At 33.1% G+C, this 14749-nt stretch carries 13 protein-coding genes; 11 read left to right on the top strand and 2 right to left on the bottom strand.

What is annotated here, in order from left to right; translation table 11 throughout:
• Nucleotides 1-66: 66 nt before the first annotated feature.
• The 11 genes from AC000W_RS13575 (at nt 67) to AC000W_RS13525 (ending at nt 11839) form a co-directional block, all read left to right on the top strand.
• Nucleotides 67-645 (top strand): restriction endonuclease subunit S, encoded by a 579-nt coding sequence (locus AC000W_RS13575; RefSeq protein ID WP_474749056.1) that lies wholly within the window; start codon nt 67-69, stop codon nt 643-645.
• A 211-nt stretch (nt 646-856) separates the two neighbouring features.
• Nucleotides 857-1165, top strand: coding sequence for an HNH endonuclease signature motif containing protein (locus tag AC000W_RS13570; RefSeq protein ID WP_474749055.1), 309 nt, complete (start codon nt 857-859; stop codon nt 1163-1165).
• A gap of 62 nt (nt 1166-1227) precedes the next feature.
• Entirely contained in the window at nt 1228-2712 is a 1485-nt protein-coding gene (locus tag AC000W_RS13565; RefSeq protein WP_474749053.1) for a type I restriction-modification system subunit M, read from the top strand.
• A gap of 1 nt (nt 2713) precedes the next feature.
• Nucleotides 2714-3961 carry a restriction endonuclease subunit S gene (locus AC000W_RS13560; RefSeq protein WP_474749052.1) on the top strand — a complete coding sequence of 416 codons (1248 nt, stop codon included), beginning with the start codon at nt 2714-2716 and terminating at the stop codon, nt 3959-3961.
• Between the two features lie 4 nt (nt 3962-3965).
• Nucleotides 3966-4259, top strand: a complete 294-nt coding sequence (locus AC000W_RS13555; RefSeq protein WP_474749051.1) for a hypothetical protein — start codon at nt 3966-3968, stop codon at nt 4257-4259.
• A gap of 6 nt (nt 4260-4265) precedes the next feature.
• Nucleotides 4266-5111 carry a DUF2971 domain-containing protein gene (locus AC000W_RS13550; protein ID WP_474749049.1) on the top strand — a complete coding sequence of 282 codons (846 nt, stop codon included), beginning with the start codon at nt 4266-4268 and terminating at the stop codon, nt 5109-5111.
• Nucleotides 5108-8359, top strand: coding sequence for a type I restriction endonuclease subunit R (locus tag AC000W_RS13545; protein ID WP_474749048.1), 3252 nt, complete (start codon nt 5108-5110; stop codon nt 8357-8359). Before AC000W_RS13550 ends, AC000W_RS13545 begins: the two co-directional genes overlap by 4 nt.
• A 2-nt stretch (nt 8360-8361) precedes the next feature.
• The gene (locus tag AC000W_RS13540; protein ID WP_474749047.1) at nt 8362-9066 is read left to right on the top strand and encodes a M48 family metallopeptidase; all 705 of its coding nucleotides are present in this window, start codon (nt 8362-8364) and stop codon (nt 9064-9066) included.
• A 25-nt stretch (nt 9067-9091) separates the two neighbouring features.
• Nucleotides 9092-10024, top strand: a complete 933-nt coding sequence (locus AC000W_RS13535) for a hypothetical protein (RefSeq protein WP_474749045.1) — start codon at nt 9092-9094, stop codon at nt 10022-10024.
• An 85-nt stretch (nt 10025-10109) separates the two neighbouring features.
• Complete coding sequence (locus AC000W_RS13530; protein WP_474749044.1) at nt 10110-10403, top strand: helix-turn-helix transcriptional regulator; 294 nt, start codon at nt 10110-10112, stop codon at nt 10401-10403.
• The gene (locus AC000W_RS13525; RefSeq protein WP_474749042.1) at nt 10400-11839 is read left to right on the top strand and encodes a hypothetical protein; all 1440 of its coding nucleotides are present in this window, start codon (nt 10400-10402) and stop codon (nt 11837-11839) included. The genes AC000W_RS13530 and AC000W_RS13525 overlap by 4 nt, the downstream gene beginning before the upstream one ends.
• A gap of 1 nt (nt 11840) precedes the next feature.
• Here AC000W_RS13525 and AC000W_RS13520 read toward each other — a convergent pair whose 3' ends face one another.
• Together AC000W_RS13520 and AC000W_RS13515 are read right to left on the bottom strand one after the other, a co-directional pair.
• Entirely contained in the window at nt 11841-13172 is a 1332-nt protein-coding gene (locus tag AC000W_RS13520; RefSeq protein WP_474749041.1) for a hypothetical protein, read from the bottom strand.
• 74 nt (nt 13173-13246) lie between these two features.
• Complete coding sequence (locus AC000W_RS13515) at nt 13247-14548, bottom strand: tyrosine-type recombinase/integrase (protein WP_474749040.1); 1302 nt, start codon at nt 14546-14548, stop codon at nt 13247-13249.
• Nucleotides 14549-14749 lie beyond the last annotated feature (201 nt).

Raw genomic sequence — 14749 nt, 5'->3', positions numbered from 1 at the left:
GAAAGTGCCTACAAAGAATATTTTTCATAGCTTTGCTTCAGATAAATATGAAAAATAGAGTGTTTTATGGTTCGAAGACTTGGTGAAATAGCAGATATACAGTTTGGTTCTTACGACAAGCCCCAGGAAAAAGGGAGTGTTAAGTATTTGCATGCCAGTCATTTTGATAAACTTTTTGAGCCGACCAAGTTCGAAAGTAGTTTTGTTGAAGTAGACAGCAAGAATGAAAAATTCCTGCTGCAACCTAACGATATCATCCTTGCAGGAAAAGGGCATCGCATATTCTCATGGGCCTATACTCCCGATTTTGGAAGAGCCATTCCATCCTCCTTGTTTTATATTATTAGAACCAATCCCTCTGAGGTATTGGGGAAGTATCTTGCGCAATATCTAAATACAGAGAAGGTCCAGTATAATTTGAAGCTTATCGGAGCTGGAGCAACCATAACATCTATTCCTAAAAGGGAATTGGAGCAAGTCACCATCAACATTCCAACTCTGAAAGAACAAAAGCGTATGGTAGATTTCATTGAATTATTAGATGAAGACGTAAGACTGACCCAAGATTTACTAAAGAAAAGAACAGCCCTTAAAAGGGGATTGATAAACAAATTAATTAATAATCAAAATCATGTACGGACATAAAAAAGTCTTAAAAAGCTAGTCGCCTTCTAAGACTCAAATTAAGGTATCGTTTTCTATCAGCGGCTTGTCAACCTAACTGAAGTAAACAATGTTTGTGACAAAACGAATGTATGCCTTATTAATGACATTACAAAATGTCTCGTTGTCAAGACTCGGCAATAAGCTACCCTAATCCGTAATAATATCGGGTAGCACTTAAAAATAGGACTTTATGTTCAATAGAAATAGATTTAATAATAGCTTTTTAGAAGCTACAGTAAATGCAGTTTGGCAAAAAGCCAGAGTTGTAAATGGCCATAACTCCGCATTGGTAAGAAAAGACCATTGTGGCGCATGGATTCACAGGACAGAATATGGAAATACAAATTCCCAGTTTGGTTGGGAAATTGACCATATAAAACCTGTAGCCCTTTATGGAACAGATAATTTAGCAAATCTCCAACCATTACAATGGGAAAATAACAGGCACAAGTCTGACAATTACCCTAATTGGGTTTGTAAGGTAAGAGCTGCTGCATAAACCATGAAATGATGGAGGGTCGGTTTTAAGGCCCTCCATTATAAAACACACCAGTAAAGAATATGAGTAAATTAACAAAGCAAGAAATAAACAACAAAGTCTGGAAAGCCTGTGACACGTTTAGGGGAACAATAGATGCGGCCCAATACAAAGATTATATTCTCACTATGCTCTTTATCAAATACATCACTGATGTAAATAAAGAAAAAAGAGCTGACTACATGAGTAAGTACAACAATGATGCTGAGCGTGTAGAAAGAGCAATGAAGCATGAACGTTTTAAAGTTCCAGAAGATAGTTCCTTTGATTTTTTGTATGAACAACGAAATGCTGACAACCTTGGTGAACTGATTAATATTGCTTTAGAGAACATTGAAGATGCTAACCGTTCTAAACTTGAAAAAGTATTTCGGAATATCGATTATAATTCTGAACCTAACCTTGGTCAAACCAAAGAGCGTAATAGACGACTTAAGAATCTATTGACAGATTTTGTTGAACTTGATTTAAGACCTTCCAATCTTGCTGGAGACGATATTATTGGCGATGCCTATGAATACCTTATTGCAAACTTTGCTTCAGATGCTGGTAAGAAAGCTGGAGAATTCTATACTCCTTCCGAAGTTTCTACATTATTGGCAAAACTGGTAGAACCTAAAGCTGGTGACCGAGTTTGTGACCCTACCTGTGGTTCTGGTTCATTGTTATTAAAAGTAGCAGATGAAATTGGAAGTAAAAATGTATCTCTAAACGGCCAAGAATTGAATGGTAGTACTTGGGCTTTAGCTCGTATGAATATGTTCTTGCATGAGATGGATAATGCGCACATTGAATGGGGAGATACATTGAACAACCCTTTGTTACGAGAAAATGATGTTTTGATGAAGTTTGACATTGTTGTAGCAAACCCTCCTTTTTCATTGGATAAATGGGGTGCTGACAACGCAACTTCTGACAGGTACAACAGATTTCATAGAGGAGTACCACCAAAGAGCAAAGGAGATTATGCCTTTATTACCCATATGATAGAAACTTTAAACGAACATGGCAGAGCTGGAGTAGTATTGCCTCATGGGGTCCTTTTTAGAGGTAGTTCTGAAGGTAAGATTAGAACGCAACTAATTAAAGAGAATCTTTTAAAAGCGGTAATAGGCTTGCCAGCTAATCTTTTCTTTGGGACAGGGATTCCTGCTACCATCTTGGTATTTGATAAGAATAAAGGTGATGATACGGATGTGCTATTTATTGATGCCAGCAATGAGTTTGAAAATGCTAAAAACCAAAATAAGTTAAGTGATGCTAATATTAATAGAATAGTAAGCACTTATAAAGATTGGAAGACGACAGATAAGTATAGCTATGTAGCAAAACTTGAAGAGATTGTAGAAAATGAGTATAACCTAAACATCCCTCGCTATGTGGATACTTTTGAGGAAGAAGAGCCTGTAGATATTAAGAAAACTCAGGAGGAAATTAAAGTTCTAAAACAACAAATTGATAAAATTGAAAATGAACTAGCAAAACACCTAAAAGAATTAGGTATTTAATATGGAGGTAATAAAAGAAAAAAGAGATGGCTATAAGAAAACCAAAGTCGGTTGGATTCCTGAAGAATGGAGAATGAAGTCCTTTAAAGATGTTACCATAATTAATCAGGGTTTACAAATAGCGATTTCTGAAAGACTATTAAAACGTGTAGAAAATAGCCACTTTTATATTACTAACGAGTTTCTAAAATCAGATTCACAAAAGGAATATTTTATTCTTAACCCTTCAAAATCTGTTTTATGTGATACTAGTGATATTTTAATGACAAGAACAGGCAATACAGGTCAAGTTGTTACAGGTGTTTCGGGAGCATTTCATAATAATTTTTTTAAAATTAAGTTCGACAAAGATGAACTGGTAAAAGATTTTCTTTACTATTATTTAATATCGCATAAAACACAATCTACTATTCTCAAATATGCTGGAACATCCGCAATTCCAGATTTAAATCATTCAGATTTTTATAGAATAAACATTCCTCTCCCAAACCTTTTAGAACAAAAAAAAATAGCCTCTATTCTATCAGATTGGGATAAAGCCATATTAATAACTCAAAAACTTATTGATAAGCTAAAAGAACGTAAAAAGGGTATTATGCAGCAATTGTTTAATGGAGAGCTACGTTTATTAAGTCCGAATGATGAGTCTTTTTCTAAATGGACTTTGCAAAAGCTGGGGTACTATTTAGAACATTCAAAAGAGAAGAATACCAATCTGAAATTTAAAAAAGCAGATGTGCTAAGTGTCTCTGGGAAATACGGCATAGTCAATCAGATTGAGTTTCACGGTCGTTCTTTTGCTGGTGTATCAGTAGCAAATTACGGGGTTGTTGAAAAAGGTGATATCGTCTACACTAAAAGCCCTTTGAAAGCTAACCCATATGGAATAATAAAAGTTAATAAACATAAGGGGGGAATTGTCTCCACCTTATATGCAGTTTATAAATGTAAATCAACAGTTTCTGGAGAATTCTTGGATTATTATTTTCAATTAGATGACAACCTTAATTCATATTTGAGGCCTCTTGTTCAGAAGGGAACGAAAAATGACATGAAAATCAACAATGAGAAAGTTTTATCGGATAATGTGCTTTTCCCATCCAAAGAAGAGCAAGAGGTAATAGTTTGCTTTCTAAAGAAGATAGACGTTGAAACTGAAATTGTAAAAAAGAAACTATTAAAATTAAAAAAACAAAAAAAAGGTTTAATGCAACAGTTGTTAACTGGTAAAATCAGGGTTAAAGTATAAACAGATGGAAAAGGCGTTAGAAATATTAGAAAGTTTAACATCAAGTCAAAAAGTAGAATTGGAAAAAGATATGCAGCAGCTTTATGTTACATGCTATAAAGAAACTAAAGGAAATATTGAAAAGCTTAAAAATGTAACTGCTAATATGAGATTAGAAAACGAAGTGTTTCTTAAGGTCACTTTTGAGTTTGATAGAGCCATTGGAGAAAAGGGTAAGGGTCGAATAACAGCTTTGCATAAGTATCCCAATAAGTTGGCATACGAAGCAGCGGTATTAGCCGAAAGAAACTCTAATTAGAAAGCTATGAGCAAATCTTTAAAAGCTTGGGACACTTATCATACAAAAGGTATAAGAAAGAAGTATTTGTTTAGATATGGGGCAGAATGGAAATTAGAGAGCTTCCTAAAAACTAAAGCTTTATATCTCTCAAAAATGAGTTCGTTTGATGACAAACTAGAAGGCATATCAACTTACAACATTACCCAATTAAGAACTGCATATGAGTTTTGCTTTGTAGATGATGAAAAAGACGTGAATCCTGTTCTATTAGAAGACTGGAAAAAAATGAAAGGCTTTTCTGCTGAGGAATTAGTTCAAATCAGCCAAAAAATCACCAATGCCCAAAAAGCACATTTTGTTAGTTGCTGGTTTAATTCAGACAGGGAATCCGATGGAATGTGGCGATTATATAATCCAGAAGAACAAGGCTTCGCTATACGTTTAGAGAGAAAACAACTTCAGGAAGCGGTTAAAAAATCGGTTAAGGATAATATCACAAACGACAGTCAGGCTGTTGTAGCAGGGAGAGTTAATTATCAAGACTTTTTAAGAGTTGTAGAAGATGAGAGAAACAACCAAGTAAGATATTTAGGTTTTAGAAAAGATGAATCCTTTTCTCATGAAAAGGAATATAGAATAGTAATGATTGACTTAAACAGGGGTGCTATTGAAGAAAAAAGCAAGTTTTATAATCTTCCTGATTTTGCAAGACTAAATATAACTGTAATTGCTCATCCGAAGATGTTGGACTCTACTTTTAAAGAAAAAAAAGAGTTATATGAGTCTTTGTCCGATAATGTGAATGTCATAAAGTCTGAACTGGAGCCATTTTATAGGCTTCCAGATAGAATTAAAGAGCTGAAGAAATGAATACACCATCATTTTTAGAGGACCACATCTCTCAATTGCCAGCAATACAATTGCTGATAAATATGGGATATACTTATGTGACTCCAGACCAAGCTTTGGCAATGCGTGGCGGTAAAAAATCACAGGTGCTTTTTGAAGAAGTACTCAAAAATCAACTTCAAGCAATCAATAGTATTCAAAGGAAGGGCAAGGAATATCCTTTTTCAGATTCCAATATTAATTCGGCTATTCTTGCCTTAAAAGATTTACCTATTCATGAAGGCTTTATAAACGCTAATGTTGCTTTTTATGACCTAATTACCTTGGGCAAGGCAATGGAGCAAAGTATAGATGGGGATAAAAAAAGTCATACGCTGCAATATGTTGATTGGGAGTATCCAGAGAACAATGTTTTTCATGTTACTGAAGAGTATAGTGTTTTAAGAACCGCTAGAACAGATACCTATAGGCCAGATATTGTCTTATTTGTCAATGGTATTCCTTTTGTAGTTATTGAATGTAAAAGTCCGTCTTTGTCTGGCACAAAAACTCCAACTGAACTTGCCATTGAACAGCATATTAGAAACTTTAGCAAAACAGGTATTCGTTCCCTATATAACTATTCCAATTTACTTCTAAGCGTTTCAACTAATGATGCTAGCTATGGAACTACAGGTACAAGCAAAGAATTTTGGTCAAAATGGAAGGAGCAATTTTCTAGTAAGTCTAAAGAACAAAAATATAATGAATCTCTAAAAAAGTTAAAAAATACGGCTCTCTCCAATCAGCAAAAACAGACCTTGTTTTCGGATAGGTTTAAATATGTAAAGGACTATTTTGAAAGTTTGGAACAAGAGATAAGAATTGTTACCAAACAAGACGAGGTTCTTTACAGCCTTTGCAGACCACAACGACTGTTGGACATTATCAGAAACTTTACCATATATGACGAAGGAGTGAAAAAAATCGCCCGTTACCAGCAGTTTTTTGTTGTAAGGGATACTTTAGAAAGAGTAACAGATTTTAACGCTCTAGGTAAAAGACAAGGTGGTGTAATTTGGCATACGCAAGGGAGCGGTAAATCCCTTACTATGGTTATGCTAGCTCAGTTGTTAGCTTCAAGTCCAAAAATCAAAAACCCTAAAATCTTATTGGTTACGGATAGGATTGATTTAGATGACCAGATATCGGATACCTTCAAAAAATGTCAAAAGGAGGTTAAACAGGCCAAAACAGGCTCTCATTTGACGGAATTGCTGAATGATAAAAGTGATGCAATCATAACGACCATTATCAACAAATTTGAGGCAGCAGTCAAACAGACTAAAAAGCCTTTTTTATCACCAGATATTTTCGTGATGATTGATGAAGGGCATAGGACCCAATATGGCACTTTTAATGTCAGTATGCAACGAGTGTTTCCAAATGCTTGTTTCCTTGCTTTTACAGGGACTCCTTTGATGAAAAAAGAAAAGAGTACCGCTCATAAGTTTGGAGGCTATATAGGCCTTCCTTATACCGTTAAGGATGCTGTTGAGGACAAAGCAGTAGTGCCATTGCTTTATGAAGGACGGCACAACCTTATCACGGTAGACGAGGACCCTATTAATAGGTATTTTGACAAACTTTCAGAACCATTAACAGACTACGGAAAGGCCAATCTGAAAAGGAAGGTTAATACGATAAATGAGCTTAATAAAACAGAAAAAGTTATTTACGCAAGAGCTTGGGATATCTCAGAACATTATAGGAGTTTCTTTCAAACAGAGGGTGACAAATACAAGCCAAAAGCTCAACTTGTTGCACCTACGATTAAGACTGCGCTACTTTACAAAAAGTACTTAGACGAGATAGGAATGGTTAGTTCTGAAGTTATTGTTACGCAATCTGACCAAAGAGAGGGGACGGAGGATGGTTTCTACAACAATAATGAAGATAAAACTAGAGAAGATACCTATTTCAATGCTATGATTGACAAATACGGTGATTTGAAGCGTTTTGAAAAAAGCATAATTACTCAGTTTAAAAAGCGTGAACATCCTGAAATATTAATTGTTGTTGCAAAATTACTTACGGGGTTTGACGCTCCTAACAATACAGTTCTCTACTTATGCAAATCATTGCAGGAACATACTCTTCTTCAGGCAATTGCTAGAGTTAATAGAGTATACCCAGGCAAAGATTATGGTTATATCATTGATTATTATGGGAATTTGGAAAATTTAGACAATGCCTTATCTACCTATTCTGGATTGGCCGAATTTGATGAATCTGAACTAGAGGGAACATTGACTAAACTAAATGATGAGGTTAAAAAATTACCACAAGCACATTCTGAATTGTGGGATGTCTTTAAAGAATTAAAAGATAAGAATCTAGAACCAACTGCATATGAAGAACTACTTGCTCCAGAAGATGTTAGAAATAGGTTTTACGATAAATTAAGTCAATTCGCTAGAATGTTGAATATGGCTTTATCATCTGTGGATTTTGTAAACACTACTGAGGAAAAGAAAATAGACCAGTATAAAAAAGACGCTAAATTCTTCCTGAAGTTACGTGTTGATGTTAAAAGGAGATACAATGATGACCTTTCTTATAAAGAATTTGAACCCAAAATCCAAAAGCTGATAAACCAGCATATTTCCACTCAGGGAGATATTATGAAAGTTACTGAGCTTGTCAATATTTTCGACAAAGAAGAACGAGAAGCGGAGATTGAAAAAATTAAAGGGACAGCTGCACAAGCTGACCATATTGCTAGCCGAACTATTAAGGCCATTAATGTAAAAATGAAAGAGGACCCAGTTTATTATAAAAAGCTGGCTGACCTTATCAAGGAAACCATTGAAGAATATTATTTAAAGAGAATATCTGAGGCAGAGTTCTTAAAAAGGGCAAAAGAACATGAAGAACGATTTTTACATGGAAGGTCAGACGATGCACCTGAAGAACTTGTGAATAATGATGCAGGGTTAGCCTTCTACAATTTTAGTAAATCTGTCTATGAAAGCCCAGAGCTTTTAAAAACGAAGTTTCATATTGAAGCTAGTTTGGGAATTGATAACACCGTTAAGGACCATATCTATCTTAATGGTAATAAGATAATAGAGTGGCATAAAAACCATGATATTACAGGCAAAATAAACATAGCTATTGGAGATGTATTATATGAACTTCTTAAAAAGTATGATTTGGATACAGATTGGACCAAAATAGATAGTTTAATAGAAGATTGTTTAAAAGTAGCTGTACTTAAATATAAATGATAATGAGAGACCAAATTCAGTATGGGTCAACTTTAATTGACTATGATTTAGAATTTACCCAACGAAAAACTTTGGGTATTAAAGTACATCCTGATAAATCAGTTAGAGTATCTGCCCCTAACAATAGTACAATTGAAAAGGTTCGGAAAAAAATTAAGAACAAAGCCTCTTGGATAGTAAAACAACAAGATTTCTTTCTCTCTTTTCAGCCTATTACTCCTCCTAGAAGATTTATTAACGGAGAAACTCATTTGTATTTGGGCAAACAATACAGATTAAAGTTACACGAATCAACCATTGAATCCGTTAAGCTGGCTGGAGGTTATATTCATGTTACCTGTAAGGATATTGAAGACAAAAAAAGAGTAAAGAAATTGATTCGTACTTGGTACAGGTCAAAAGCAGAAATTCATTTTCACGAGCTATTTGAAGAACAATTGCCATTTACCAAAACCATATATGACCAAGAACCTAAATTAACTTTTAGATGGATGGCAAAACGATGGGGCAGCTGTGATAAGAATGGTAAAATCCATTTGAATCTGGAATTGATTAAAACTCCCAAAAAGTGCATCGAATATGTTATAATTCATGAGCTATGTCATTTGAAGTATCTTAACCATAGTACTGCTTTTTGGAATCTACTTGAAAAGGTATATCCTGATTGGAGGGTAACCAAGGATAGACTGGAAAGGCTGATGGTGTAGACTCGTTAAATTAAGAATTCTATCTATGATAATAAAAATACTTAATAGCGATAAAGAATATGATTTAACCATTCCTATAGAGTCTCTTAAATATTTGATTTATGCGACAGGGGACTTGAATAGGTTTTTGCAATTGTCATTACACCATGCCAAATATGAAAGTACATCGCTCTATAAATATTCAAAGGACATCCAAGAAGCTTTTGAAAATGAAGAGAACAGTTATTTGGCAATTCACTATGCAGGTTGTTTTGAAGAACTCTTTATCGATAATGAAGAAAACTTTATTTTTCAAGACTTTTTTTACCAGAACAACGAGACGGGAGATTCTGTAAAGACAGCATTACTAAATAGATTCATAACAAACATTGATAAAATCATCTTAGAGATATCTAAAACAACTGGAGAGGTAATTCCTTTTGTAGAAGATGGATATCCAAATTACCCTGAATTGTTCTTTAAACTTTCAGAAGGGTTCTCAATTCGTCAGATGATATATCCAGACTATGAATTAGATAATCCTGTTAAGATAGATGCATATCCCTTTCGTTTATTATCATACTGTTTTGGTGTGGCATTAAATAGAGTTAGAAAAAAACTTAAAACCGATTTTAGTAGCTTTCTATCTTCAACTCAGGAAAAACAACATGAACTACAGGCATCAACTTCATTTCCTGATTTTTTTAAATCAGAAAGTGCATATTTGACATTCAAAAAATATGCTGCTCATCACTTTGATAACCTCTATAAATCCTATGGATATGTTTTTCAAAGGATGCTGGATGACAATATGATACATAGAATAAAACATATTGATTTTGCGGATTTTCTAAAAAATGAAAATTATATCAACATTGACGTCTATAATGAGATTATAGAAAAAAATCAATTTGATAGTCTACAAAAAAGCAAATCGACAAGAAGGGAAAAAGTATACAATCAAGCATTTTATAAATAGTTCCGATTTTAGGAAAAAAACCAGCCCTAAATCGGAGAAAACATAGTTGGACATTGCGGTCATATTAATATTAAAACCATATAATATGATTACAAATTCAATTTACACACTTGGTATAGACTTAGAAGAATTTAAGTCAATTATCGAACAAGTAGTTTCCAAAGAACTACAAAAACTATCCTCTAAAACAGATAGTATACAAGAATTAGAAAAAGACGAAGTGTTGACCACTAAAGAGGTCTGTAAACTTTTGAAGATTTCCAAAACTACTTTATGGAGACTCAATAAAAGGGGCCTTCTTATTCCCAAACGCTTAAATACAAAAACCGTATTCCTGAGAAATGATGTGTTGAACTATCTTAAAAATCAGGAGCTATGAGAGTGAAATTAAAAGACAAAGGAGTATCATTACTCATAAACCAGAACCTTTTCGATAAACTTGAAAAATTAGTCTCAGAACATAACAAGATTCACTTTAAGGGAAAGAACAAATTAAAGCTAGACTTTTTGGTATACATTGTTGATTTAGTGGAGAAAAAATCAATCGAACTTAAAGACTATTTGGTTGATGACCATGTGCGTTTAAAAGCAGAATACTTTAAGAAGTATTGTGGAAATTACAAGGTGCATATTGATTTCCTCAAAAAGAATAAGTTCATAAGCACAAAACCATATTCTATTGGAAAGAAACTATGTATAGGTTATAAAATAATTCATCCAAAAAATTCAAAAGCGAATACTATTCATTGCTACAAAACTAAAAATTTTACTTTTACAAAAAAGTTAGTAGAAGAGGCCAGAATTAGCAGGAATAAAGCTGACAAAACTACTGGTCATCTTACTAAGTGGTTAGACTCTTCAAACATCGATTTTAATTATGATGGTGCAATTGAATTTGTTAAAACAACATACGCATTAAATCCAAATAAATTAAGCCAAAGACTATTCACATGTGAACAGCTTAAACATGGTTTAATAAATTATAAGAGAGAAGGAAAGGATGGCAGATTACACAGCTCACTTACCAATTTGCCAAAAGACCTTAGGCCTTTTCTATCTCACAATGGACAAGTACTTGTATCATTAGATATAAAATCTTCTCAACCATTTTTTCTAGCAGGGTTGCTAAATCTTATATTGGAGAATTCTGTAGAGGGATGGATTAAGTCAGCGTTGAATAGAAGGTTAGTCAATAAGTTTAATGATGTTCTTTCTGTTACGATTCCAAAAACTCTCTTAGAGTCCTCTTCTAAAGGCTTAAGAGAGTTTATCGAATTGATTCAAGATAAGGATATTTATGACTATATCGGCAGTATGTTTAGTTCGGATTTTCTATTGGAAATACAAAAACCTTTTGGTAACATAAGCGATAAATATTTCAATATTAGTAAGGGTTTCAAAGAGAGAAAACGTTTCAAATGTTTGCGTGACTACTGTAAAAAAACTGTATTAGAATATCTATACTGCTCTCCAAAATCTAACGAAAGGAGAATTAAAGAAGTGAGAAGAATAATGCCTTCAATTGTTAATGAGACTATAGACCTGTTCAAAGCTGAAAGTAAAAAGGACAAATACTCAAAAAACGATTTTGCTTTAATACTTCAAAACATAGAGGCATATTGCGTATTGGACTGTATTACTAAAACAATAGCTGAAGAGAATCCTGAATTATTTATGTTAACCATTCATGATAACATAGTTGTTACTGAATCTAATGCTCAGATGGTTAAAAAGGCTATGAAAGATACTTTAATTGGAATGTTCGGTATTTGCCCTACCATTCACGAAGAATACTGGAAACAAGTTTGTCCGTAAATTATAAACGTATATTTTTTGGACTATAAGCAACTGCCTTTAAAATTTCGTTAATTTTCTGATTTGTTTCTTCCTTAGTTTTTAATGTATCTTTTACGCTCTCGAATTCCTTAAAAGAATCTATAACATGTTGATGAATTAATTTTTCTTTAGAAGACTTTTCAAACTCACAAAAAGAGGATAGTTTTTTAATGTATTTTTTAATCTCATCTTCAGTAAATATTCCTTTAAACGACTCAATAAAGTTAGGTTTAAACTTTTTTGCAAACTTGGTGTACATCTTAGCTTTAAAATATCTCAGGAAAGAACGGGAAAAATAAATGGGTATTAACCCTTTAGAATTTAGTAATTGAACCCTATAAAGAAAAAACATCCAGCAGAAATAGTCAATTGAAAATTTTCCATAAACCAATTCTGGCAACCTTCTTAAATATTTAAAAATCCAAAACAGTAAAAACCCAGTCGCTGTTAGAAATAAAAAAAAAGCCAAAACACCTTTAGAAGTAACATCAGAATGACAAAGGCATGAACTAATCTCAAATTTTGAAGTCAAGGAATAAATAAAATATAAGTATACTATCAAAATGGATGTAAAGCCAATTTGAGTGATTTTTTTAGGGTATCGCCATCCATTAACGTAATATTTTTCATCAATATCTACTTGATTAAGAATTATCCTAGAGTTTTCAAAAATCAAATATTTAAACGATAGTAAAAAATTCTTAAAACCATAGCTACTTTTCTTAATCGGGTATAGTTTTAAAATGATATTCTTAAAGAACTTTTGGTCATGGTTGTCAAGCTCAATCTTATCGTATAATCTATCAGAAACACTAAAAACAAATCTGCTTTTACTTAATGATGACAACAATGCATCTTCCTCTTCTTTAAAGTCTTTATTTCCAAAAAAAGAACCATGTAGTCTAGACATAACAAACTCCCAACTAAAAAAGTCCTTAAGATTTTTCTCCTCCATTGTAGCTATATAATCCTTGTAGTGTGATATATACTTTCGTTCATTTATGACACTATCGTCTTCTTGCTTTAAAAGAATAGCATCAGTTTCTTGCATCAATAATTGCATATACCCAACAAGACGATTATGAGATTTAAACTTGTACCAAATAACTTCAAATAGAAAAGTGATAACCACTATTGTAATTACTAAAAGAAAAAGATTACCTATTGTAGATTCCGCTTCTATTATATATTTGATGACCCCAGAAAAACCAGTTGCAGTAATTATATAACCTACATAGCGGGTTATACAATTTCTTATTTCAGCAGTATCATTTTTGAGGTTTAAATATTCCTTATCTGAAAAGCTATTCATAGTATTTGGTTGGTGCTACTAAAATAGAAAATCCTTACCATTAAAAATGGTTATTTAATAAAAGAGCAATAAATTTAATCGTTTATAACACCAGAAATCTCATTCTTCCAAAAATCTTCAAGTTCAATAACATGTTCTATATGGCTTTGCTTTAAATATCGTTCAAGCATACTATCAGAGCTATGACCTGTAATTGCTCGGATTGTTTTATTTGGAATCTTCCCATAGTGATTAGTGGCGAATGACCGTCTACAAATGTGACTAGACACAAGTTCATGCTTTGGGTAATACCCTATCTTCTTCCTGAAAGTTTTCTTGCCATCAAGTAAAGTGACTTTTACTTTTTTACCTCCAAGAATGAATTCCCCTAAACCTGCTTTTTCAGCAATCTCCTTAATGTATTCATTAAACTTTTGGTCACTTATTTTCTTAGGAAATTCACCATCCCTCCTATCAAGAATTTTTTGAACGTCTGGATGAATCGGTATTACCACCCTATCCGTAACTTTCTCGGTTAAAATCTGGAACCTCCCACTTTGTACTTTTAGAGAATTTAACTCCAAAATATCTGAAATTCTTAACCCTGTCCAAACACCAATCAGAAGCCAATCCCTAGCATTATCTAATCGTGGGTTTTTGGATAAATCTAGTTCACTAATCGCACGAATCTCTTTAATGTTCAAATATGGGTCATAGGTTTTATCTCTTGGAAGAGAGAACTTGGTATGCTCAGCATATGGATTAATATTAATACCCTTAGACTTAGCAGAAGAACATACTTGATTTAATATGGACAAATGTTTACCTGCATTGGTCTTATTATATAATAAGCTATTCGTCAAATAATCTAAAAAGGCTTTATGAAAATCTTCGTCTAGCTCCTGCCATCTAACCAGAACATCTCTACTGGTTTGAAAGCCTTTGAACACATTCAAAGTCCCTCTATACTTATCAATTGTCTTCTTAGATAAACGTTTACCTGTCCTAAGACTTACTTCACTTTCTTTATGTTTTATGAATTCTTCAAAGTGAGGCATTACGTAGTACTTCTCATTGTCCTCTTCCTTAGTAGGCTGAGAATGGAATTCTGAAATCACTAAATCCAGCCACTTCTTATTAATTAATTTCCCTTGATTATAACTAATGTTAAAAGAGCTTATAACATGTTCTTTTAATTCAGGTAGTTTTTTGTTTAAAAAACGTGAAGACTGGCTATCTATCATATTTTTTATGTATTCCCTTTTTGAATCCCAATGCTTAGGGTTAATTAAAAAACCAGATTTTGAAGTCATATCAAAAAGTTTTCCCCTATAAAAACGGATATAGATTTCAGCAGGATTCTTTGAGCTTTTAACAATACATTTTACATTTGCCATTCTTCCCGATATTTTCCCGAAAAATATGAAATACTTAGAAATTTAAAAAATAAATTAGAAACAATAAATTTATTAATTGCTGTATATCATATTATTACAAATATCTACTGGTTACTTAAAGTTTCTTTAGGTTCAAGGCGTTGGTACAGTTCCCGCTACTAGAATAAAAAGGCTTCATGGAAATGTGAAGTCTTTTTTATA

The sequence above is a fragment of the Saonia sp. genome (assembly GCF_056326165.1).
This window is presented reverse-complemented; position numbering and strand designations above follow the sequence as displayed.